Origin of the sequence: Leptospira mtsangambouensis (assembly GCF_004770475.1) — a bacterium.
Taxonomy (GTDB): domain Bacteria; phylum Spirochaetota; class Leptospiria; order Leptospirales; family Leptospiraceae; genus Leptospira_A; species Leptospira_A mtsangambouensis.
Genome location: NZ_RQHK01000002.1, coordinates 492475 through 516747, shown reverse-complemented (window position 1 = coordinate 516747; position 24273 = coordinate 492475). Strand labels below are relative to the sequence as shown.

The window sequence follows — 24273 nt, the reverse complement described above, 5'->3', positions numbered from 1 at the left end:
AAAAACTATGAAACTCTTTCGAATCCTTTCTGTTCCCCTTTTCCTCTACTTTGCTTATTTACAATTGAACGACCCAGATCCGTACCTTTGGTTTCCCATTTATGCGTTTGTGGCCTTGATTGCCCTTGCCAGTTTGTTTCGTCCAGTTCCCAAGTTTGTGGGATGGATTCTGATTCCGATGTATCTCGTTTTGTCAGGGTATTATTTTTCGCAAACTCCCTACTTTGGTATGGAAGTGGAAGAGGTGAGAGAATTTTTGGGATTACTGATTGCTAGTGCCGCCGTAGCGCTTCTTATTTTTAAGAAATTAAAACCATAGAGAATCAAACTGCCACCGGTAGTTCAACCATTGTGGCAGAAATGAAAGGAAATGGAAACAGGGAACTAGGAGAATAAGAAAGACCGAAATTTATGTTTCGGCAATCACCTTTCCATCTTCCAAAATCATTTTGATGAGTTTTGTCATTTCCACAGAATATTCGACATCTAAGTGTTTGGTGACCCCTTCACAAAATCCATTGATGATGAGTAACTTTGCATCATCTTCATTCATACCTCGGGATTGGAGATAAAACAGTTGGTCGTCATCAATTTTAGAGACAGTGGCTTCGTAATTCAATGTGCCCTCTTCTCCTGATACATCATTGTAAGGATAGGCATGAGACTGTGACCTATTGTCCATCATCAGCCCATCACATTTGATATGGCTATAAGATCCTTTGCTAGATGGTTCAAATTTAACTAGTCCACGATAGGAATTGATTCCTCCATCGAGGGCCACACCTTTCGCTAAAATATTGGAACGAGTGTTTTTCCCGACATGGATGATCCGAGCCCCTGTATCTTGCACTTGCCCACTTCCGGCAAAGGCCAAAGACAAAACATCACCGGTAGAATGATCCCCTTTTAAAATGATCCCTGGGTATTTGATGGTATTGGCACCAATGTTACAATCGGTCCAAGTGATGTGAGCTGCTTCTTCGCAGATCCCACGTTTCACAGTCCAATTGTACATATTCTTTTTCCAATTTTGAATGGTGGTATAAAAGATTTTAGAATTCTTTTTGGCAACAAGCTCTACTACTGCCGTGTGGAAGTTAGTTCCTTTGTCTTGGACAGAAGTACAACCTTCGCTGTATTCCAAATGTGCTCCTTCATCAGCAATGAGAAGTGTGCGTTCATATTGTCCAGAACTAGCTGCTGTTACTTTAAAATATGCCTGAAGAGGCATGGGAGTTTTGACTCCCTTAGGAATGTATGCAAAGGATCCACCGCTAAACACAGCCGAGTTTAATGCAGAAAACTTGTTATCACCAATGGTGACTACAGTTCCCAAATATTCTCGAACCAGTTCTGGATATTCCCTGATGGCGGTATCGATGTCACAGAAAAGGATCCCCAAATCAGTGAGTTCTTTTTTGACATTGGCATAAATGGTTTCGGAATCATTCATGGTTTCGATTCCGGCAAGGTATTTCCTTTCGTGTTCGGGAATTCCTAATTTTTCAAAACTACGTAGGATTTCGGGATCCACTTCGTCCCAAGATTTTTTCTTTTTTTGGTTGGATCCTACGTAATGTACATAGTCATCAATATTGATATGAAATTGCGGAATGAATCCCCAAGTCGGCATGGGTTTCTGTTCATAAACTTCAAAAGCCTTTAAACGAAATTCAGATAACCAACTTGGTTCATTTTTAATATGAGAAATTGATTCAACAACCTTACGAGTGAGTCCCTTTGGAAAATTATCAGGTTTGTAAAATTCTAAGGTAACCTTGTCTAAGTCGGATGTTGATTCCATTGTTTCTCCCTTCTCTACTTGTAGAGAATACTAAATTAATTTACAGAAGCGAAGTAAGCTTTGGATCCAGTAGGATCAGCTTTCATCGTTTTCTTTCCTTCGTCCCAATTCGCAGGGCAAACTTCACCATGTTTTTCCACAAATTGGAAAGCTTTGATCAGGCGAAGTGCTTCTTCAATGTTACGTCCTACAGGAAGGTCGTTAACAGTTGCTTGGCGAATGATTCCCGCTGGATCGATGATAAAAGTTCCGCGTAACGCAACTCCTGCATCAGGACCAGACTCGATGAGAACTCCAAAAGACTTTGCAATTTCTTTTGTTTTGTCAGCGATGAGTGGGTATTTGATCTCTCCAATACCACCTTCTTTTCTGGCAGTTTTTTTCCAAGCTAAGTGTGAAAATTCGCTATCAACAGAAACTCCCAAAACTTCAGCTCCGATCTTTTTAAAATCTTCGAGTTTTGCATCGTATTCAATAATTTCTGTCGGACAAACAAATGTAAAATCGAGCGGATAGAAAAACAGTACCACCCATTTTCCTTTGTAATCAGACAATTTGATTTCTTTAAAACTGTCCCCGATCACTGCAGTTGCTTTAAAATCTGGGGCATGTGATGTCACTTGTGGCATAAAGTCACTCCTTAGAATTATTCTAAGTACAATCCTTAGATTCTGTCTAGATGTTTTTGAACGAGCGACAGGTTTTCCAAACACCATTCTTCCTTGGCCAAAGTTTCTACAAACCTCCGGTCATGACTGACCACCACAAGAGCAGAACGGACCTTAGTGAAAGAAGATTCTAAAGCTTCCAAAGATTTGAGATCCAAATGGTTGGTGGGTTCGTCTAATAAAAGTACCTCTGGACTCTCTTCCAGATGCAATGCGAGGAAAAGTTTTTTCCCTTCTCCAGGACTTAGAGATTCTGATTCAGAAAATCGTTTTGGGTCGCTCCCAAGCCTATGAATTCCCGAAAGTACTTTCGCTTTTTTCTCATCCGTTAAGTTTTGAAATTCCAAAAGTAAAACAGCCAATTCCTTTTTTGAAAATTCCTGAGGAAGATACAAATAAGAAATTCCTTTCTCTTGGAAGGTTTGGACCAAATGCCGAAGGAGAGTTGACTTTCCCGATCCATTTGCCCCTGTGATGGCGATCTTTGCATCCGGAAGTATTTCCAAACGATTCGACAAAGTGAAAGACAAATGATCCAAATGAAGTTTCCTATCATCAAACCAATATAAGGTGTTTCGTTTCGAAAGAGAGGCCTTCCAAACAATTCCTAAATTTTCTTTTTCCGGAAGTGTTTCCCAAAATTCTTTTTCTCTTTCTAACGAATGTTCTGTTCTTCTTTCGATTTGATTTTTCAATCGCCCTGCTTGGCCATCTTTACCTGTCACTCTCGCTAAGTTCTTTTTTTGACGTCCATCATGGTCATGAAGATCAAGTCCCTTCTTTGATCTATGTTTATGAGAGAGACTTGCTTCTTCCCTTCTTCGTTTCAGTTCGACATCCAGTTTTTTACGTTCCGTTTTTGCGATTTCCCAATTGTGAATTCTTTCTTCAGCTTCTCTTTCCATTTCTTTTTTGCCTTCGGAATAATTTCCTGGCCGCTGTGAGAAGAACTTTTTTTCTAAAAATACACAAGAGGTAACAATCTCATCTAACAAAGACCTGTCGTGGCTAATGAGTATCCCAATACCTTTGTAATACAAAATGGCATTTCGAATGATTTGGTGAGTTTTGGAATCGAGATGATTTGTGGGTTCATCTAAAATCAATACATCCGAATTTTTTGACAAAGCCATTGCCAAAAGAATCCTTCGTTTTTCACCAAAACTAAGATACTCATATTCTTCTACCGATTGGATCGTAATGACAAGAAGGTTCTTCCAAAATCCTGACTCTTTGGTATCATCGTAAAGAAAATTCGTAAGTTCTTCTTCTGAAAGTTCGGTTCCTTGTGAGATCGAACAAACATACTCGTTTCCTAAAACGATCCCATTGTCGGGAAGGATCTCTTTTGTTATGATTTTGGCTAGAGTGGATTTCCCACTTCCGTTTTTTCCGACAATCCCAGTCCAACCTTTTGTGAAATGCAGGTTCAGATTTTGGAACAGAGGTTCCAACTGAGATTCGTATTGGTATGTTACATTTTGAATGGTAATATGATCGGACATGCGACAAGCTCCTGTATTTTCCAAGGGGAAATAGGTAAGCATGTCTCGTCCTAAAGAGATTAGGAGAGGTGTGGATTTAGTATTTTATTTTGCTTACCTATTTGATTTAAGCCGCAATCTCATCGGAGTGTACCTCTGCTACGTTTGTTAGACTGTGAAAAATGGAAAAGTTGTCAAGAGTTAGTTACCTTTGGCCATTAAGAATTTTTCCATAAACTCCGTAATGTCTCTAATGTTCCGATTGATCATTTTCCTTAACTCTGGTGGAATATTTTGTGATTTAATGACTCGGTAGTAGTTCAAAGCATTTTTTAACATCTTACGGCGTGCAAACTCTTGTGCTTTCATTAACATCGGTTTGTATTTATAATATGAGTATTCCATAATCGAATAATTCTTCGACAAACGGAATGCATGTGGGATCTTTCCAAAGTCATAAGTAAGTGTTAAAAAAGGAGCATCATCTGCTTCAGGAGGTTTTAGTTCCAAAACCCCATGGATGATTTTTTCTGGTTCGTCTTCTGTGGCTTTTTCAGCCATCTCGTCCAGAGGGATGGGAGATTCTTCATCAGCAATTTCCCCCAAATTCCCATCAACGATTTCAATTTCAGGTGCTTCTGCATCCTCAAAGGAAGGCCCTTCTCCTGGGATACCAGCCTCTTCCTTTTGTTTTCGATCTCGAAAGACTTCATCTGCATCCGGAAGACCAATCTTTAAATCTTCGCTTGTCAGAGGTCGATTCGTTAGCTCTACTTGGATTGGTAAATCCGTTTCGATGATGGTTTCTGATTTATTGGAATCAGTTTGTTCCTTGGGCTCAGGTTTTGGTTTAATTAATTGATCAGTTTGGGGATCAACAGGGTCGGGAAGTTCTAATTCTTGACGCAACGCATCTGTTGTTGTCTCCAACCAATTGGGCTCTTCCTCTAACGAACGTTCCTGGGGATGAAGAGGTGGTTCTTTTTCATCCCTACGCAAATCGTTCGGATCCGGAAGGCCAATTGGTTCCAAATCAGAAAAATCGGGAAGTTTTGATCCAGGTTGGTCAGGGAAGTATGGTTTTAGTAAATCATTGAGAGAAGCTTCCTCTCCTTTTGCCTCGAGATCCTTTGCTTTTTTTTCAATCTTCTTTAAAGCTTGGTTCTTTAAAAAATCTTCTCGTTCTTGGAAACGATCTTTTTTCCTACGATCTTCTCCCGAACGTCTATCTTTTCTTCCTGCAATATTGGTTCGTCGATCAGGATTTTTTCTTCTTTCTTCCCCTGACCTACGATCAACAAGTGGAAGGTCCTTAAATTGTTTCCAATCGTTAGAGAAAAAAGTATCTTCGGGAAGATCTAACTCTGATACATCTTTTTTAGAAATTTGATCAGCAAGCGCTTGTAAGTCGAGAGGTTGGTTGGGACCACCAGGATATCCAGGACTTCCCGATCCACCAGGTATACCCGGTGTCCCTTGTTGGTCTGAAGGAACATAGAATGGACCCACAATTCCAGAGCCGGGAGGTGCCATTGGAAAACCAGGGGCAGCACCTGCAAGTCCTCCAGTCGTCAAACCTTGGTTTAACGATTGTAAAAGTTGGTCCTGGTTTTGTGTTGTCTTGGGATCAAATCCAGGGCCACCAGGCGTTGATTGTAAAAACTGATAGACAATGGGATGAACAAGTTGGTTACCACCGGCAACGGTTTGGTTCACTTGAGGAGTCGATAGTGAATTCTCTTGTCCGCGTTTATCTCCTGCACCTGGTTTTTCTAATGAACTTGGTGGGAGCGGAGGTGGTGGCAATTGTGATGTCGGTTGCGGTAAAGGTTGGTTCCCTTGAGGAAAATTCGGCGGGGGTGTACTTTGTGCAAACTGAATGGCACGAGCAATGGATTCCGCAAATAGTTCCGAAACTTCTTTTAAGGCACCGACAAGATCACCTAGGTCTTTGTCGGCCTTCGGCCATTGGCCAGGTTTAGGTTCTTTTTTCTTTTGTTGCTCTTTCCCTGAAGGATCTGATTTTTCATCACCCTTACCTGGCTCTCCTCCCTTTCCCTGTGAAGGATTGTCTTCTAAAAACTCTTCTAGATCCTGGATGTTTTTTTTGATTTTTTCTTTGATCTCTTGGTCAGGGATTCGGTTCCCTGTCCTTTCAAAGATCTCAATGGCTTCTTCCACCTGCTCGGCTTCCACAAGTGCTTCCGCATTGAGAAGTGGCCTTCGGTGAAAACTATACTTCGAGTTTTTTGAAATGATATCATCAGCAGAGAAACTGATATCTGGAGTATCTCGTCTTGGTCTCTCACCAGAAGAAGAGGATGGAGTATCATCACCCCCGTCTTCACCAAAGTCACCTAACGGGAGATCACCGATGTCTTTGGGAGCTTTTTGTTTCTCTCGGCGTTTCCTTCCTGGTTTTGTATCTTTCCCACCACTGCCACCGCCATCTCCCCCAAAATTTTCCTCATCATCTGATTCTAAATCTGATAACCTTTCGGAAAGTGGTTTGGGTTTGGACTTAGGTTCTTTGGGATCTGTTTGAAAATTTAATTCTTCACCACGCCCGCCACGAGATGTCCTTTCTTGTTTTGAGGATTTTGGTCTGGATTCTTTTTTTGGTTCTTCTTCTAACGAAGTTTCTCTCTGTTGTTTCCGCCTTTTTTGGCGTGGACTCAAATCTCCTGATGGCCTGGTTCCCCCCTCGCTTCCAGCGATATCATTGAGGTCGGCACCAGTGCCAGAGAGACCGAGTAACATCATGAGGGTGGTTAACATAAAAGGGTTCTACTCTATATTTTCGAGGTTTACTATGCTGTAACTTAAGGTAGACTCAAAGAATATTCAATTTCTCAGCATTTTACGCAAGTCTTTAGGCCAAAATGACCGCAAGTTCTTTTTCTGCTTGACACAAGAGAAATTCTTGCGTTCCATGGTGGCATGAAATCCGTTGCGAAAAAAAATCTCAGCTTTGCCTCCTCACCGGACAATGCAGACGGGTTGCAGCTAAAAATCACTTTCGACGAAGACACAAAAACTGCCTTCGGTGATTACACCTGCCCCGAAAAATACCAGGGTTTACCGGATCAAATCCACCCAGGTATTATTTCTACCATCTTAGACGAAATCATGGTCAAGATCAACGAAGCGATGAATTTCGAAACCACTACAGGTGAATTGACGATTCGATTCTTACAACCTGCAAAGGTAAACGAACCACTCCACTTACGTGGTTGGTTTGTGAAAAAGAATAAAAAAATCATAGAAAACCGTGCTGAAATAGAAAATGAGATCGGCAAAATAGTGGCCCGCGGAAAAGGTAAATATATCGAAGCTGAAGACTGATTATGCCGATGTGGTGGAATTGGTAGACGCAGTGGATTCAAAATCCACCGATGGTAACATCATGCCGGTTCGATTCCGGCCATCGGTACCAACAGTAATTTAGTTCGAATTCTTCTCGCAAGCCTTTAGATAAAAATCCTCTTCGATTCTGTCTATGGCTTGTAAGACAAGGAAAATCTCCTCTTCTTTCATCTCATCAAAGATCTCTCTTCCATCTTTTAAAATGGAAACACCTAGAGAAATTCCTTTTCTATCTTCTTCTGTGTAAAGACCACCCTTCGATTCCATCTTCACAAGAATATCTTCCATAATGAGAATGATCTTTCGAATGAGTTCAGCATTCGAAAACACTTTGAAAAGTGCACCAATGTCCTTTCGAAATGCATCTGCTTTTTCTTTTTCTACCTTTGCGATTAAAAATTCCATCGCAAACTCGGAACCTAGTAATCCAATTTGATTTTCATGACGGTCAAGCTCCATCACAAGTTCCTCTTCAAATTGATGCGCCGTCACATAAGAATGTAAGGCAGCAAGTCCCGCTTTGAGTGCCATAGGAAAGTGTTTTCCAAATCGGAAGATAGACATTGCTAAGTTTCCAAGAATGCCCCAAATTTTTGTGGGATGGTTAACAAAGCCGGATAACGCATCAAAGGCGGAGTCCAATTCTTTTCGTTTGGAATACTCAGGATAAAGATATTCTAAAAAAAAATGTAGTAATTGGTCAATTTTAGTGCGCGGAATGGAACTAAATTCTGGAAAAAGTTTCAAATTTTCAGGAGAGTATCTTTTCTCTAGAGAAGATTGGTACATTAGGATCAACTCTTGAAAAAGGGGATGACCTAGAACTTTAGAAGATTCTTTTTTTGGTTTCATGGGAAAAACTGTTACTTATAAAACTTCATCAAAATAGTTCTCATATCGTTCCCAGTTTACTTTTTTACCTTTAGGATTGTATGGGAGTGAAGGGATTTTTTTGACATCCAGACCAACAAACAGAGAATAGATACCCACTGCCAAAGAAATAGCAGTTTCTTTTTTGTTTTGGGTCAAGTATTTGACATCACGACTACGGTTTACATATCCAATTTCAATGAAGGCACAAAGGGCATTGGTGTACGTTGGCAAACTATATGTAGAAATGTAAGGTTTTTGGATGGGACCAAGTTCTGGATAAGGAGAGTCCTTTTCTTTTAATAAAACAGGGAGTCCATACTGGACAAAACGCATTAGTTCCTTTGTCACAAAATGATTGTCGCCACCAAACCCTTCTCTTCCACCTTCCCTTCTCCACTCTTCTTTTTTTCCTTTTTCTCTTTCCCAAAACTTTCCCGTTTCAGAAAAGGTTTCATGGTCTGTTGCGTAGGGCCCTGGTTTTCCAATTTGTTTTTCCCAATTAGGTTCATCAGCGTAATGCCAACTAACCATATTTTGGCGGTAACCTTCAAATTTTGTAAGATCTGTATCCTTTCCATTTTTTTTAGGCCAATACCCATGAAAATAAATCCAGGTGTCAGCTATGGCATTTTCCAGTTTCGTCCAACCTGACTGAAATATTAACCATTCCGACCATGGACCATTTGTAAATCCGTTCGGTGAGTTTTTTTTATCTGAAATTTTTCTTAATTTTGAGAATGTTTTATAACCGGGAGTGAGAACAGCACCCATTCCACCCGTTTGTCCTTTACTAGCAGGATTTAAATGTAAAGACAAAACAAGTTGAGGTTTTAGTTCATTGATTTTAGATAGTCTACCTTTTCGCCTTACGCCTGTTTTTTGGTCCGGAAAATCATACAACCGATAGGCAGAATTGGGATCATCAGAGTTTGGGTCATCATCAAACGACGACTCACGAGTGAGTTTACTTTCCAAAATCACTCGTTGGAAATCTGATTTTTTAGAGAACCGTTTGAGATATTCTTCAAATTCTTTCCAACCTGCTTCTGTCTCAGTTAGTTTTAAAACTCGGTGGACTTCTTTTGCTAAGTCAAGAACTACCTTTCTTTCCGTAACATTCCCATGTTCGGTCCCTTGTTTGTATGTTTCTAAATAAGTTTGGGTGACACTATCATATTTGTCTCCATGTTGTGCCTTGGGATCTTTGGCAACCCCTCCATGGCCAGGATCTACTACGATCCGAAAGACAGGAACAGCTTCCAAGGAAAAGGAAAAAAATACAAAATAGAGAATTGATAAAGATTTTTGTAAGTTATGAGAAGACAAAAAGACCACGATGGTCATTCTCCGCTCACCGGGGAACGGAGAAAAGAAAAAGTTTATAAACTATTTTGCGTTTTGCGATTGGCTAAAGATTTGGTTTCTATTATCACTTAAGTCTTTTCCGTATTTATCGGAAATGACTTTTTTATCCGCTTCTGCTTCTTTGAAGTCAGAAAGGATTTTGATTCCATAATCTTTTGCAATTCGGTAATGTACGATGGCATCGTAAAACCTGTCATCCCGCGACATATCTGTAGCCAAACCCATTTGTCCATAAGCAATTCTCAATTTCTGTTGTGCTTCTGCAATCTCTCTGTATGGGATGATTGCTTTTGATCCTTCTCCAGAAGTTTCCACAAGTTGGGATTGTTCCTGGTTTGTAATTAAATCTGCACATTCAGCAAGAAGGTTTTGAGTTTTGGTATCGTAATTTTTTGAAAATTTTCCAAGAAGTGAGGATATATCTTTTTCCAAAGCGACCATTGCTTTTCCAGAGGCTATATAAGCACGTCGATAATAATAACGCAGAACCACTTGGTAATCTTTTTTGATTTTTTCAAAAGCGGTTTTTGAATCAGGAACTTCATCTCCGAAGTTAGCAGTAACAATCGTTAGAAGTTTTATAGCATTAATGACTCTATCTTTGTTATTTTCCGAAATGTTTTTGTACTGTTTGCGTTCTAAATTATTACCTTGGTCCAGTTTATCGAGTTCCTCGAAGGACTCTTTTCCTTTTTCTGGAGACCCTGACTCTTGGGCAAAAACTGAGAAACTAAAGATACAAAACAAAAGGAAGATGAAACTATTTTTTAACACGAAACTTGCTCTCCTTAAACCAAGGAGCAGAATACACAGAAAAGAGGAGGTTTGACTACTATTTTTTATCCTTTTGAAAAAAGAGTAATCCATCACCAACAGGATACAAAGTATAACCTAAAACTTGGGATTTCACCTCATTCCAAAGTGCCATCACCGCTAAATCAGAAGGTTTCTTTGGATCGGGAGAAAGGACCCTTCCATGCCATAACATATTATCGAATAAAAAATAAGACCCTGGTTTTGCTTCCTTCCAGAGAATTCGAAAGATTTCAGGGTAGGTAATTTTATCACAATCCACAAAAAAAAGATCTGAACCTACCCACTCCGAATATTCCTTTTCTAAATAATCCATCACAGAGTCCGTCACTCGTTTAACATGGATTTGTTCTAAAATTCCCATTTTTTCGGCATATCCATCCATCAGATCAGCTTGTTCTTTATGGCGATCCACAGTCACAAACATTGTCTCCGGTGAACCCACGGCCATCCAAAGAGTAGAATAACCGAGCCCAGTTCCTAATTCCAAAATTTGTTTGGGCCTGACAAGAGATACCAAATGAGATAAAACAGCACCGGTGGCAGCAGTGACAATGGGGATATTTTTTTCTTTGGCGTACGTTTCCATTTCAGCAAACACAGGGTTTGGTTTGTACACCAAACTCGAATCAATATAAGATTCAAGTTCTGGAATGTAAATGCTCGGCCTTGGTTTCATGATTTGGGTGGTAAAAAAAGAGAAACTCTATCTTTTAAAATAGGAGGAGTCTTTTTGCGGACAAGATCGTTTAACTCACGATAACTATATCGTTTGGAAGGATGGATGAGAACAATGGCTTCGTTTTCAAATGCAGAAGCATTGGCCACAATTTCATCGAAATGAGTATGACCCCATTCCCGAGCTCGGTCCACGTCTCTTTTTTCACAATAGTAAGTACATTCCATAAAGAGAATTTTACTTTTGCGAACATCTTCATTTTCTAAAACGTATTCTATTTTTGTGTCCCCTGAAAATGAAACAAGCGGGACTGAAATTTCTTCTGTGGGATCTTCACCCAAATCTTTTTTATTACGAATTTCTTCGGAACTTAGGCTCGTCCATTCTTTCTTTAATTTTCGTTTGGTTTCATATACAGTATAACCTTGTGAAGGAACCCGATGAAAACTTTGCCAAGGTTTAAAAAAATAACCAGGTTTTAATTCAACCCTATCACCAAAATCCAAACCGATCAGTTCACATTCATAATCAAAATCTTCAATTTCAGAATATAGTTTTAGAATTTGAGACATTTTGGGTTCCAAAGATTTTGGAAGATAAATTTTAGGAACGGGGAGTTTTCTTAAACTTCTTTGGGATACGTAATAAGGAATCCCACAGGAATGATCCAGGTGGGCATGAGATAACAATATCTTTCCTATATGAATTTTATCAGGATTGATAAATCCAAAATCAAACATAAAGTCAAGGGAAGGACAAATGATGGATGTCCGAATTCCACCTTCGGACAATCCTTCAAATTTAATTCCCTTGTATTCAAAACTAGCTGTTAACATCAATCTTCCGGTTGTATCACCTTTACTGCTTCCCCAAAAGATGACTCTAAAACCTTAGGGCCAACAATGGTGATGATCAATTTGTCTGATTGGAAATACAATTTACCCACTCGTTTTAAATCAGAAAGTGTCAAACGATCAATTTCTTTCCTAAAATTTTGTAAGTATCCGTCTGGCATTTTATGATCACGCCTTCGCACTTCGCTTGCAAGAGTCCTTTTATCATCTTCAAACTGAAATACAAACTGATTGATGATGGCGTTCTTTGCTCGAACCAGTTCGTCTTCTGTCAATGAATCTATGAGTTTGGGTTGGATGAGTTCTTGCATAAGGGATAAAACTTCTTTGACTGACTCTGTTTTTGTCATCGCAAAGAATTGAATGGTTCCGTAATTTTCTTGGAAATCCGTATTACTTCCAGCAGAATAAGCAAGACCCCGATTGTTACGAATTTCTCTCATATAATAGGAGTTAAATCCTCCGGCGCCAATGATATAATTCAAAACTTGGATGGCATAAAAATCTGGATGATTGTGTTCAGGCAGGACTCCGACCATCGAAATAAAACTTTGACTGACATCCTTCTCAACAAGTCGAATTTTATTCCCTGTCTTTTTAATGTTCTCAGAAAGAAACAAAGGTGTGATGGACTCAGAATTATTTTTTTCATTACTTTCAGGTAAGTTGGGGAAAAAACGTTCCCAAGATTTTAAGTCATAATCACCAGTCACAAGGAATCTACGTTTTGGTTCTTTTAAAATCTCTGACTGAAACTCAATGAGTTCATCCATTTTTAAAGATTCCAGTGCAGCGATTTGCATAGAGGTTCCCGCTATTGTGCCCAAAAACAAAGCCTCTTTTGCTTTCCTTGAACCGAGGGCAGTTGGATTGTCATTTCTACGTTTGATCTCTTCCGTGAGTTTCCCTTTGGTTGTGGTTACCAATGACTCATCTAAGTTAGGAGAATCAAAAAATGACTGTATGATAGGAAGCACTTCCTTCTCAGTCGATGTTAAATAAGCAAAACTAAATATTGTTTTTTCATAATCGATTGAAACAGAAAAGGATGCTCCATAAAACTCCAAAGTTTCTAGGAACTTTTCTTTTGGGTAAGTTTTTGATCCTGACAATTCCCAACTATCTTCCAAAAGTTTAGTGATCTCTACCGGTCGTTTGCCTAAATTTTTCCTGCCATGATACACGTAAATATCTGCATACACGATGGGAAACTCTGCATTTTTTAATGAAAAAATTTCAACACCTGATGGTTGTTTAACTGATTTGATTTCAGGAACTTCAAACACTAATGGTTTAAATTTTAAATCCCGAACAAAATCCCCCATTTCACGAGCAGAAAGATTAAAAAAACTAAAAACAATTAAAATTAAATAAATACGTTTCATTCTGATTTTTTCCTTACATCTTCCAATACACCGATCACAACCTTGTCTTTGGTTAAGTATGTTGGAATCAGAGATTGAAGGTCATTGGATGAAGTTTTCATAATGGAAGAATATTGGCGAAATAACCCATTCCAATCACCATATAACAATTGATAGTAACTTAAAAGATCAGCAATTGCTGAATTATCATCCAAAGTTTTGATAAAATCAGAAACCATTTGATTTTTGACCTTATCCAATTCCTCTTTTGGAACTCCAGATTCCTTTATTTTCGAAAGTTCATCCCAGATGATATTTTCGATGACATCCAGTTTGGCTCCCTCATTCGGTTTGATAAAAAACACAAAGTAATTTTTATATCGTTCACCTGGATCACCATTCACCGCTCTCACACTCAATACCAACTTCTCTTCTAATACAAGTCGTTTGTATAACCTAGATCCCGTTCCTGAAGTGAGGATAGTTGATAATACATCAAAGGATGAATTATCTTTATGTGGATAAGGTGGTTTAAGAAAACCCATCATCATTTGGCTTCCGGATGGATGGTAAACTTTGAATCGTTTTTCACCTGGAAAAGATTTTTCTTCCTGCTTTTGGATCGGCCTTGGTTTCCCTGGTTTTAGGTCAGAAAAATACTTACGGATGATGGACTCCGTTTCTTCAAAATCAAACTGACCTACAACAGAAATCACCATTCGGTCTGGAGTATAATGTTTTTGGAAAAATGCTTTGGTTTCTTCTATTTTTAAAAAAGGAAGGCCTGTAGAATAACCGATGATGGACTTACGATAAGGATGGCTCTCAAATGCCATAGAATAAAATTTCTCTCGTAAAACAGAACCTCCAATGTCGTCGGTTCGCATCCGACGTTCTTCAATCACAACATCTCTCTCAGTATAATATTCACGTAAGATTGGATGTTTCAAACGATCGGATTCAATTTTTGCCCAAACTTCGATTCGGTTATTGGGAAGTTGGATTTGATAGTTGGTAACATCTTGCGAAGTGTATGCGTTGAATCCTATTTCCCCATTTTGTTCATAAATATAAGAATCTTCGTTTTTTACAATGAACTCATCTTGCAATTGAATGAGATTTTTTAATCGGCGTTCTAAGGTTTCTTTTTCCTCTTCTAATGAACGGGGAATGGTTTCGCCACGAGTTGTCAGATCACGAATTTTTAATTTCAGATCATCAAGTTCTGTTCCCCAAACTTCGATTTGTTTTTGGTATTTTTCTTCTTTTTCGTAGTTTGTAGTACCGACAGTTTTTGTTCCTTTGAAAAGCATATGTTCCAAAAGGTGGGCGGTACCTGCTTCCTCAGGGGTTTCATCCACAGCTCCGACGAGAAATTTAATGTACAAAGCAACAGTAGGAGAAGTTCCTCTCTTCATCATCACAACAGTCAGTCCATTGTCCAAACGAATGGTTTTTATCTTGTCTCGAAACTGTGACTCAGAGGTTCCAAAAAATTGGTCCTGGGAAAAAAGGGGCAAAAATTGTAGGAAAAAACAAAGGAAAAAGATTCGTAATTTCGACATCATCTACTAGTCTTGAAGTTGGAAATGGTTCGTAAACTTCTAATTTTAACTCTCTTTTGTTCGTGTCGCCTCTTTACCATCGCCGATCCCAGTTATGTGGAACGAGCTCTCCAAAATGAAAGTGACGAAGGTTTTATCTCTCGAGAATTTTTTCAAATCAAAGTGGAAATTCCGGTAACGTATAAAGAAGTCTCTGGGATTGCCCGTCGGAATGATTGCAAACAAAGAGCTTTTGTGGAAAGAGAACGACTGGCTCTACCCTTCCTGATCCAAATCCAAAGACAAAAACACCAATTCGGTGAAAGCATTGATGAATACTCCAAAACTTTGGAAGGAAAGGACAGGCAAGCTCGGCTCATCGCCAATGCCCCTCAAACAACCACTGCTCTTGGCACTCAGACGGCAGCCAGTCCCACCACTACGACAACAACAAACCCGCAAACATCGACCCAACAAGGGCAAACCGCTACAAATACTACCCAAACGCAAAAAGAGAACACAATCGAAAGCATTCATAACTTTGCTTGGTTCTTTGATGGTCTTGTTCTTTATAAAGAAGATTATTCTGATCGCACAAAATGTGCTTTCCTATTCCGAAATATCCAACCTAAATTAATGGAACGTGTGGAGAAAACTCCGCTTTTAGAACCTAGGAAACTGTAAATGAACAAAACTTTATCAAGGATGATTCTATCTTTCTCAATTCTTGTTTTTGTTTGGAATTGTAAATCCAAAGAAACAAAAGAAGTCCCACAAACCAAAGATACTGAAAACGAAGTAATTTTAGAATTTACGAAAGCAAAGGAAGGATTTCTTTCTGAATCTTTATTCCAAGTTGCAGTATCTAGTGTTCTTCCCTCCGAATCAGAACGAACCGAAGAAGCAAAAACAATTGCCGAACAAAAGTCTCTGAACTTATTAAAAACCTATACAATCCCCAATCTTTCTGAGAAGGGAAGAAAAGAACTCCGCGATATTTCCAAGGAAGGTAAAATTGTGGATAAAAACGTTTCTGTTGGAGGTAGGTATTTTTTCTTATACCAAATTCAAAAATCCAACTTGAAACGCCTTGTAACCAAAGACTTAGAATAAAGTCCTAATGTTTGTTAAATGGAAAATGATTTGTTTACCTTAGCGGGAATACAAATATTTTTCACAAAGTTACAATAAAACAACTTCGCATCCAACTGTAACTTCCCTTTTCCTTCCACTTGGAAGGTTAAGGGTTTAACAAATTCAAAATATTCAGGTTTTTTGTGATGGATTGGCCCTTTTAGTTTTAGGTCTGCATTCAAAACTTTTAGTCCATCTGTGCCAGACAAATAGATACGGTGTGGTGCTTCCATCTGGAACCCAAAATCTTTTGGTAAAAACAATTCCAACTCATACTTCCCAACGGATTTCTGTTTGATCGAAATTTCTATTGGATGTGAATCCAAAGGATCGGCACTGAGTCCAGATCCTAAATGATTACTACCAACGAAAAACAAAGTTACCAAAAAAGAAAAGAGAACCAAAAAACGAATTTGTTTCATACAATGATTAGACTTATAAAACCTTTCGTAAAACCACACAGCGATTGGAATTTGTTCCTTTTTCGTTGTTAGAAACCTGCCAACAATTGGATAGTTTCGTGAAACTTTGGGTATGGACATATGTTTTATTCCAGACAAGACCAGTCCCTTCCGCCATCCGAACTACGTCTTCATCCAAATATAGAATGGAATTTCCTTTTTTGACTTCACCTACTTCCATTACCATATAAGAACCTTTTTTAAGAACCCTTGCTGATTCCTTTAAAGTCGAACGAATGAATGCATTCCAATCACTAAGATTGCTGAAGATACTTAGTTTTCTATCTTTCGATTTTTGAATGTCAAGAAACCAGTGACGTAGCCAGTTGTCACCTTCATAGTCCACCTTATCAAGAAAAGGCGGAGAAGTCACAATCAAATCGACTGATTCTGATTCTACGTTGGGAACCGAGTTCGCTGAATTCAGTGAGTACAAATTGTTTTTTGAAAATTCATGGTAAAACGGAGGAATGGGAAGTGCCAAATCCCGTTTCATTTTTTGATAAATCCGAGGTTTGATTGGCCGGTATTCAGGACTTTGCCCACGTTTGACATTGTTTTTTGCCTGTGCTTCCGGTGGAATGGACACTTGTGGAAAAGTATATACAGAAAAAAATCCAGTGCTATGCCCATGCAAACGAGATAACGCAATCAGTGAAATAAACTTCATCTCTACTGACAAATCTTCTGCCATATATTTTTTGAGATTTTTAATTTCTTTTAATGTTCTTGGATGAAAAAAAGGAAGTAAGTTTATATCAAAAGGTTCATCTTCTACTTCCTTATCCAAATCCAAAGAATTTAATTTTTTTTCCAAGTCTTCTAGTTTAGGAACATATTGTCTCGCACTCGCAAGAAAAATAGATAACGGATGAATATCATTATGAACTGCCACATGGCCTTCAATATTAGCTTGAATGGCCGTAGTTCCCCTTCCACCAAACGGATCGTAGACGACTCTATTTTTCTTTTTTAAGAATTCCTTCATAAAAAAAGAAGGAAGTTCCGGCTTAAATGATGCTCTATAACTTACGGTATGATGAATTGGATGTCCTTGGCGTTGTTTTGCTGTCCAAAACTCACCAAATACAATTTTATCGGAATCCTTTAATAGTCTGCCTGCTCCTGCCATCCTTTGCAAAAGCCTCCTCTCTCTTTATAGAAAGATCGGAGGAAAGGCGAATCTTAAATTGGATTTTTTATTGAAAGCTATGGGACATAGTCTTCATAATTTGGGAAGAAGGTTCGAATTTCTTTTAAAGGATTTGATCGTACTTTTATCTTTTCACCTGTTCTATCATCCAGATAACTTATGCTATGTGCATGCAAAATTTGTCGTTCTGCACCAAGTTCTTCTAATAAAGAAGGAGAAAGTCCCGATTGGACAAAATCCAAAAACATAGTCTCTCGTGGACCATACAATTTATCCCCAAGAATCGGATAACCGAGGTAAAGGAAACTCACTCGAATTTGATGGATTCTACCTGTTACAGGTCGTACAAGCACCAAACTTACGTTTTGTGAATCAGAAAATTCCAAGGGAATCAATTCAGTAGAAACAAATTTTGAATCGGAAAACTCTTCCAGAGAAAACTTCATTTTTTTTCGGATTGCTGAATCTGTATTTTTCCCAAGAAAACCATCCAGATACATTGGTTTCGGAAATTTTCCCCGAACCACAGCCAGGTATTCTTTTTTCACTTCTCTCTTTTCAAATTTCTTTTGGAGCCAAGTGCGACTCTCTTCAGATTTGGCAAAAATCACAATCCCTGAGGTCTCACGGTCCAACCTATGCACAGGGATCACTAGAGGATAGATTTCTTCCAGAAGGTTCAATAGAGTTCTTGTACGGTATCTTCCCGCTGGGTGCATGGGTAGGTTTCCCGGTTTATCGATAAAAAGGAATTCTTCGGTTTCTTTTAAAACCGTATAACCAGTATCTACTTCTGGCTCCTGGATCCGACCAGGGATGGGTTCGTAAACAACACTGTCCCCTTCCTGGAGCACAAGTTCTGCACTTGCCACATTTCCTTTGACTTGGATGCGGCCCATATCCAATAAATATTGCCATTCATCCTGACTATGGTATGGGAATTTCGTGGTAAGAAAAACAAGGACCGTTTTTCCCGTATATGGATAACGGATCAATGATTGGTAAGAAGACACTTTAAGATTCTGGACTTGGTTCTTCGGAAGTGAGTTCAGAATCCATGGCACCACCAAAAGGATCATCCGGTTCATCCACAGTGCCAATCACTGAACTTGTATCCTCTTTGATATCTTCTCCAGGATCAGCATTGGACTCTTGTGCTTCCATTGGTGTTTCAACTGCTGAAGTTTCGTCCTTTCCTACATTTAGAAAGGCTTCCAAAACCTCTACGTCTTTTTCTGTTAGGTTGTAGAACTGGCAACCAACCCGAAAATTTGTTTCTTGGTTACGGATGTTTTTGATGATTCCGCGGATGGTAACTCTTTTTCCACTTTCCAAATTTAAATCAAAAAGTATGGTTCCGTTTAGAGTGACAGATCTAGAAAAAGATCTGGATGGTGCATGGATAAAACTAATACCACCCATACTTAAATCCATTACCTGACAAACATCACGTGATTCTTGGAAAACTCCCGTGCTTATGATATCGCGACTCACTGCATTTGCAAATGTTTGAATTTGTTTATAAATTTCGAAGTCGAGTGGTTTTTCTGATAAAACTTGTACATAACCAAGATGTACATAACCTTTGTATTTGATTGGGACACAAATTTCCGAAGTATATGTGTCAGGAATTTTAGAACTATCGAAAATTCTTAAGTATTCATCAAAAGGAAAAAAGTCCGCAGAAGCAGTAGATTTCTCCTTACGATCGATTATAAAAATATCCTTATCGTAGTGGTGCATGAGTCGCAGTCGATTGTCCATACGACCAGCAAAGAAGATAGAGGATAAAGGAAATGCTTTTGTGAGTTTGGCTCGGTATGCAAGAAGGATTGCGTCTACTTTTTTATCATCAAATCCAATTGCTTTGGACACATCATTGACGTTGATGATATTGGAAACCACCATCCCTGATTGGATTTGGCTTGTATCAACCCTTGAGCTCTGTCTCGAAGCAGGAGTAATTTGTATTTTAACAGGCGTTAAGATCTCAATTCCATTTCCGTCACCACCAGCAACTAAAAAATGAGCCAAAAACTTACTACCGTTATGAACAACAGTAAGGATACGATCCCTACTTGGAAATTTTAGATTGGTGTTGATGATGAGAGCTTTATTTTTTAAGGCAATGATCTTTACTGGAAATTCTTTATCTGAATTGATAATGTATGCAGGAAGTTTACCGAATAAAGCGGTAATTACCTTTAAAATACCTTCGGGATCTTTGATTTCCTTATCCATAATCAACCGTGAAGTTTATGAAGCAACATCGTTCGCTTGATGTCCACCAAAGTTTTGGCTCCGGTAACACTCATGGATTGTTTTAGTTCTTCCGAATATTTTTGTAAAAGAAAACGAATCCCAGCTTCCTCACCACCAACAAGCGAAATGGCAACAGGCCTTCCGAGAAGGACAACATCGGCCCCTAAAGCCAACATTTTAAAAACATCCATTCCCGATCGAATGCCTCCATCCACTAACAAAGGAATTTTTCCTTTAACTGCTTCTGCAATTTTAGGTAGAACCCTTGCTGTTCCAGGCATTCCATCCAAAACCCTTCCTCCATGATTCGAAACCACGATGGCGGAAAATCCACCTTCCAATGCTAGTTTCGCATCTTCCGGGTTCATAATGCCTTTGAGGATAAATGGTAATTTTGTTTTTTCTTTTAGTTTGATCAAACGTTCCAAAGGCCTTGTGATACTTGATAAGTTCTTTTGAACCATTGTTTTAAAATTTACGGCATCAATGTCCATTCCCAAAGCGAACACTCCGTCCGCTTCAGCTTCTAAAAACCGGTCAAGTAACATGGATTCATCTTCTCTCGGTTTACAGATTAAAATTCCTTTTCCAGATGCCTTTTTTAAAGCTTCCAACATGATTTTATATTTTTCTGGAGAAGCACCATCACCAAGCCAAGCGAGACTTCCATTTTGAACAAAGGAACGAACCACAAGATTGGCATAATCTGCGTCTGTCATCACAAAGTTCATGTTGGTTCCCACCCCAGTCATGGGAGCGGCCATAATCGGTGTTTTTAAATCATAACCTAAAAACTGAGTTTGGATTTCAGGAAATACATGATCCCGAATGTAACCAGGTACTATCGAATATTCGGAAAGAGCAATGCTATTGTCATGGAAGGTTTCCATACGGCCCACTCCACCCATACCCGGAATCCCAGAGGCACAATTGCTACCGTCACATTGTTTACAAACCCAACAAATATCTTTTCCAAAACGAATTCTTGCTTGGTCACCTATTTCTTTTTCGGTAATCGAAAATTGTTCATCCACTTCAAATCGAATTGTTTGTTTTACCTTTTCAAAAACAAGATTCGCTTCTTTCAAATTATCAGCTACAATGATTACATGTCCCGACTTATCAATGTTATTCGTAGGTTCTTTAATGATATCGCCAGGTTTGGATTGGATAAAAACCTCAGACACACCGTCGATTTTTTTAGTTTCTTCTACTCCACCAATCGAAACTAGTTTTCCAGGTTTCGAAAGTAACGAACGTTCGATGGACACTCTTGACAATACAGGATCCAAATTATCAGGAGTTTCACCTAATGAAATCAATAGTGCAGCTCGGTTTAAATTCACCCCAGTGGATAAAGGATAAGTAAACGCCGACATAAAGCCACCAGAAAGCCTTGCTGCGATTTCTCCAATTTTGACTCCCTCTTTTGTAACCTTAATGTCTCCCTTACCTGCCCCAAGATGGATACCCAGAGCTCGCATCCCACCAGCCATCACCCGTTCCACTTCATCCAAAACTTCTTTGGACATCGCAGAAGGCATGTTATGTCCTACCTCAATAAAATAAGGTTCCCGTTCGATGATCCTGTCGGCAATCCCTGTCATTCGAATTTGGCCTTGGAAAGCCAATGCATCCACAGAAAGTTCAGGGCCTTCCATATATTCTTCTAAAATCAATTCACCTGTAGGACAAAACCTTTTGGCATGACGAAATGCTGTTGGAAGGTCATCTTTGTGATTTACCTTGATGACCCCGCGAGCTCCCATATTGTCAGCCGGTTTCATCACAAGAGGAAATGTCAGTGAATCCAGTGCATCTTTAGCATCTTGCAAAGACCAAACAGCTGCAAAACGAGGAATTGGCATTCCAAACTCTTTTAATCTTTGACGCATTTTCACTTTGTTTGATGCTGCTTCTGCATCTACAAATCGGATACCCGGAAGTTGTAATGCGGAAGCCACTGCAGCAACCGTCATACTCGCATCAGTTCCAGCAGTGATCACCCCATGAATTTGGGAGTTTTGCGCAAATTTTTTAGATTCCCGAACCATTCCTTCAACGTCCTTTGTGGACATGACAATGGCTTCATCCGCAATTTGAAATCCAATCGAAGAGGGATTCATATCCGCAACTACTGTATGGAGTCGCATAGTTTTTGCAGTTTGGATGATGGGGACCTGTAACAATCCCCCACCGATAATGAGTATAGTTTTGCCTTCTACCGATTTCAAATGGTAACGCTCTCTGCCTCTAAAACAAAATTTGTTTTTACCTTTCTTGTGATGGAACCTTTTTGAATGATCCCTCCAGCAAGGAGGTAATCACCGTTGGCTTCATAAAAGGTGGCCGACTGGCCCGGAGTTACACTTTTTACATCTTCTAAAAATTCAACTTTCCAGGTATCACCAAGAGCAGTCACCTTACAGTGAACAGGTGCACTTCTGTATCGGATTTGAACTCTCATTTCTTTTGATTCACCCACTTCCATAGGAGATAAGGCTTGGTAAGTAATTTCTTCTAAAATAAAAGATTCGGAAACAGTTTCCTCTTCTTCCCCAAGTACAACTGTTCCATCATCTTCAATGGATAAAACATAAAGTGGGTTTTTCCATGCGATCCCAAGACCCTTTCTTTGACCGATGGTAAATCCTTCTTTTCCTTGGTGTTTGCCAATGATTTGTCCAGATGCTAATTTAAAAAAACCAGGAGTAAATTCCATTCCCTTCTTCTTTAAAAAAGTTCTATAATCATTTTCTGGAATAAAACAAATTTCTTGTGATTCCGGTTTTTCGGCCACAGGCAGGCCCATTCGTTTTGCTATTTCACGAACCTGGACTTTGTCCATTTCACCAAGTGGGAAAACTGTATTTTTAATATTTTCTTGGGACAAACCGTACAAATAGTACGCTTGATTTTTTTTCATGTCCACTGCATTTCGAATTGCATAACGTCCATCTACTTCTATAACACGAGCATAATGACCAGTAGCAATTTTTTCGATTCCCAATGTTTTGGCTTGTTCAAAAAGAGCGCCAAACTTCACAAAGGTGTTACATTCTACACAAGGGTTTGGTGTCCTTCCATCTTTATAATCATTAATAAAACGGTCGATGACTCGTTCCCCAAACACCTTTTCCATTTTGATTACATAAAACGGAATGTTTAAAGAAAGACCAACATCGCGGGCATCACGAATGTCTTCCGGAGAACAACAGGATTTTTTAGTGGTATCACAGGCAGGGGCTTCGTATTCCCAAGTGCGTAGGTTGACCCCGATCACGTCGTAACCCGCTTCCATCAGAAGCCCTGCGGCCACAGCGCTATCTACCCCACCACTCATCGCTACTATGATTTTTTCTTTTTCTTTCACCTTAGTTTTTGGAATGAACAATTCCTACACGCCCCCGAAAGAAGTCCCAAAACAAGGGACGAGTCCGGAGGATGTCGAGTCCGATCACCCAAACCTCTTCCCTATCCTTGTCCCCTGGCAAATGGAAATTCTCAAGTGAAATTCCTTTGAGATATTGGACTTGTTTGTATTCTTCCCGAATCCCCGATAAAGTCACTAAATAGAAAGAAGATGCCGATTCCATATGGTTTGCCGTTTTGATTCTATTTCCTGCAAGAAATACCTTCTTTTCTCCAAGAAACAGGTCATTCGGGCCTTCGGGTAAAAGATTTAAGGAAGCTGCTGTGTCTATCTCTGCGAAGGATCTGCGTCCTTCTGGATATTCAAATTCTAGATAAAGATCCTTCCCTTTCTTTTTTGTATTCAGAAATTTAAAATCAGTAGAAAGATAAGCATCCGGATGTTCACAGAATGGGGAATCCTTGGGAAACCGTTTCAACTCTTCTCCAAACCAGAAAATACAATTCTCCGAAAAAAAATCGATTCCAAGAAGACCCGGAATGGACTTGGGTAAAATTCCTTTTATATTCTTTAGCGTAAAACTTTGTCCACCGAGGGTGAAAGTGGAACTTTCTTCTGTTCCGCCTGATTCATAAAAACTCAATTCAGATCCGGTATCCCATAAAAAAGAGTCATTACCCTTGTCCGATTTGATTCCCGAAAGAAGAAGGTGTGTTCCTGTATCGATGATTTTGATACTGGTATGAGGAGGTAAAGTTTTGGACTTAGGAAACTGGTATGAAACTGGAGTTTGGCGGGAAGGAATGGGACCTGGGAGACAGGCCCCAAAATAAATTAAAAATTGAACTACACTAACTTTTTGATACAACGAGAGTTTGTACATCTTGTATAGTCTACGATACAATCCCTGTATTCAATCCCCGTATTTTCATCCTTTGTCTTGTATTCAATAAAACAAGAGTATGGTTGGAAATCATACGAAGAAAGACCCAAAGCACGATTGCGAATGGATTCATAGACATCAGAAGGAACCGATGGGGAAAGGTCATTGAGTAAGTATGCCGGCTCTGCCATAC

23 protein-coding genes and 1 tRNA gene are annotated in these 24273 nt (G+C 39.3%); 5 read left to right on the top strand and 19 right to left on the bottom strand.

Translation table 11 applies throughout. The features are described from left to right. Positions 1-7: 7 nt before the first annotated feature. Positions 8-319, top strand: a complete 312-nt coding sequence (locus EHR01_RS02265; RefSeq protein WP_135692992.1) for a transmembrane 220 family protein — start codon at positions 8-10, stop codon at positions 317-319. 90 nt (positions 320-409) lie between these two features. Here the strand turns inward: EHR01_RS02265 and sufB are convergent, their stop codons facing one another. From sufB to EHR01_RS02245, 4 genes are all read right to left on the bottom strand, one after another. Then, the gene (gene sufB, locus EHR01_RS02260; RefSeq protein ID WP_135692991.1) at positions 410-1804 is read right to left on the bottom strand and encodes a Fe-S cluster assembly protein SufB; all 1395 of its coding nucleotides are present in this window, start codon (positions 1802-1804) and stop codon (positions 410-412) included. Positions 1805-1839: 35 nt separating this feature from the next. Beyond that, positions 1840-2433, bottom strand: a complete 594-nt coding sequence (locus EHR01_RS02255; RefSeq protein WP_100790359.1) for a peroxiredoxin — start codon at positions 2431-2433, stop codon at positions 1840-1842. Positions 2434-2468: 35 nt separating this feature from the next. Then, positions 2469-3977 (bottom strand): ATP-binding cassette domain-containing protein, encoded by a 1509-nt coding sequence (locus EHR01_RS02250; protein WP_135692990.1) that lies wholly within the window; start codon positions 3975-3977, stop codon positions 2469-2471. Between the two features lie 180 nt (positions 3978-4157). Then, entirely contained in the window at positions 4158-6734 is a 2577-nt protein-coding gene (locus EHR01_RS02245) for a hypothetical protein (RefSeq protein ID WP_135692989.1), read from the bottom strand. Positions 6735-6896: 162 nt separating this feature from the next. Here EHR01_RS02245 and EHR01_RS02240 point away from each other — a divergent pair, with 162 nt between their 5' ends. After that, positions 6897-7301: a PaaI family thioesterase gene (locus tag EHR01_RS02240; RefSeq protein WP_002973585.1), complete on the top strand. Its 405-nt coding sequence runs from the start codon at positions 6897-6899 to the stop codon at positions 7299-7301. 4 nt (positions 7302-7305) lie between these two features. Next, a tRNA-Leu gene (locus tag EHR01_RS02235) sits at positions 7306-7392 on the top strand. Positions 7393-7400: 8 nt separating this feature from the next. Here the strand turns inward: EHR01_RS02235 and EHR01_RS02230 are convergent. Genes EHR01_RS02230 through EHR01_RS02200 form a run of 7 tightly spaced genes read right to left on the bottom strand, consistent with a single transcriptional unit; the run spans position 7401 to position 14838 of the window. After that, a complete protein-coding gene (locus EHR01_RS02230; protein WP_135692988.1) occupies positions 7401-8174 on the bottom strand; it encodes a hypothetical protein in 774 nt (257 codons plus the stop codon). 15 nt (positions 8175-8189) lie between these two features. Beyond that, on the bottom strand, positions 8190-9530 hold the full coding sequence (locus EHR01_RS02225; RefSeq protein WP_135693875.1) for an N-acetylmuramoyl-L-alanine amidase: 1341 nt from the start codon (positions 9528-9530) through the stop codon (positions 8190-8192). A 51-nt stretch (positions 9531-9581) separates the two neighbouring features. Further along, on the bottom strand, positions 9582-10334 hold the full coding sequence (locus EHR01_RS02220; RefSeq protein ID WP_135692987.1) for a hypothetical protein: 753 nt from the start codon (positions 10332-10334) through the stop codon (positions 9582-9584). 58 nt (positions 10335-10392) lie between these two features. Continuing rightward, on the bottom strand, positions 10393-11052 hold the full coding sequence (locus EHR01_RS02215) for an O-methyltransferase (protein ID WP_135692986.1): 660 nt from the start codon (positions 11050-11052) through the stop codon (positions 10393-10395). Further along, positions 11049-11888, bottom strand: a complete 840-nt coding sequence (locus tag EHR01_RS02210; RefSeq protein WP_135692985.1) for an MBL fold metallo-hydrolase — start codon at positions 11886-11888, stop codon at positions 11049-11051. Before EHR01_RS02210 ends, EHR01_RS02215 begins: the two co-directional genes overlap by 4 nt. Continuing rightward, positions 11888-13291, bottom strand: a complete 1404-nt coding sequence (locus EHR01_RS02205; protein WP_135692984.1) for a M16 family metallopeptidase — start codon at positions 13289-13291, stop codon at positions 11888-11890. The genes EHR01_RS02210 and EHR01_RS02205 overlap by 1 nt, the downstream gene beginning before the upstream one ends. Further along, positions 13288-14838, bottom strand: a complete 1551-nt coding sequence (locus EHR01_RS02200; protein WP_135692983.1) for a M16 family metallopeptidase — start codon at positions 14836-14838, stop codon at positions 13288-13290. The genes EHR01_RS02205 and EHR01_RS02200 overlap by 4 nt, the downstream gene beginning before the upstream one ends. Positions 14839-14859: 21 nt before the next feature. Between EHR01_RS02200 and EHR01_RS02195 the strand changes: the two genes are divergently transcribed. Continuing rightward, the gene (locus EHR01_RS02195; RefSeq protein ID WP_135692982.1) at positions 14860-15498 is read left to right on the top strand and encodes a hypothetical protein; all 639 of its coding nucleotides are present in this window, start codon (positions 14860-14862) and stop codon (positions 15496-15498) included. Further along, positions 15499-15927 (top strand): lipoprotein, encoded by a 429-nt coding sequence (locus EHR01_RS02190; RefSeq protein WP_135692981.1) that lies wholly within the window; start codon positions 15499-15501, stop codon positions 15925-15927. A gap of 14 nt (positions 15928-15941) precedes the next feature. Here the strand turns inward: EHR01_RS02190 and mpl17 are convergent, their stop codons facing one another. The 8 genes from mpl17 to EHR01_RS02150 form a co-directional block, all read right to left on the bottom strand. Next, positions 15942-16370 (bottom strand): cell surface protein MPL17, encoded by a 429-nt coding sequence (mpl17, locus tag EHR01_RS02185; protein ID WP_135692980.1) that lies wholly within the window; start codon positions 16368-16370, stop codon positions 15942-15944. Between the two features lie 13 nt (positions 16371-16383). Further along, complete coding sequence (locus tag EHR01_RS02180) at positions 16384-17541, bottom strand: DNA methyltransferase (RefSeq protein ID WP_135692979.1); 1158 nt, start codon at positions 17539-17541, stop codon at positions 16384-16386. A 77-nt stretch (positions 17542-17618) separates the two neighbouring features. Continuing rightward, the gene (locus EHR01_RS02175) at positions 17619-18575 is read right to left on the bottom strand and encodes an RluA family pseudouridine synthase (RefSeq protein ID WP_135692978.1); all 957 of its coding nucleotides are present in this window, start codon (positions 18573-18575) and stop codon (positions 17619-17621) included. A 1-nt stretch (position 18576) separates the two neighbouring features. After that, positions 18577-19803: a PilZ domain-containing protein gene (locus EHR01_RS02170; protein ID WP_135692977.1), complete on the bottom strand. Its 1227-nt coding sequence runs from the start codon at positions 19801-19803 to the stop codon at positions 18577-18579. Positions 19804-19805: 2 nt separating this feature from the next. Next, positions 19806-22058, bottom strand: coding sequence for an alpha-hydroxy-acid oxidizing protein (locus EHR01_RS02165; protein WP_135692976.1), 2253 nt, complete (start codon positions 22056-22058; stop codon positions 19806-19808). Then, positions 22055-23197 (bottom strand): tRNA 2-thiouridine(34) synthase MnmA, encoded by a 1143-nt coding sequence (gene mnmA / locus EHR01_RS02160; protein WP_135693874.1) that lies wholly within the window; start codon positions 23195-23197, stop codon positions 22055-22057. Before mnmA ends, EHR01_RS02165 begins: the two co-directional genes overlap by 4 nt. 1 nt (position 23198) lies before the next feature. Then, a complete protein-coding gene (locus EHR01_RS02155; protein ID WP_135692975.1) occupies positions 23199-24080 on the bottom strand; it encodes a hypothetical protein in 882 nt (293 codons plus the stop codon). After that, entirely contained in the window at positions 24044-24271 is a 228-nt protein-coding gene (locus tag EHR01_RS02150; RefSeq protein WP_135692974.1) for a hypothetical protein, read from the bottom strand. Before EHR01_RS02150 ends, EHR01_RS02155 begins: the two co-directional genes overlap by 37 nt. Positions 24272-24273 lie beyond the last annotated feature (2 nt).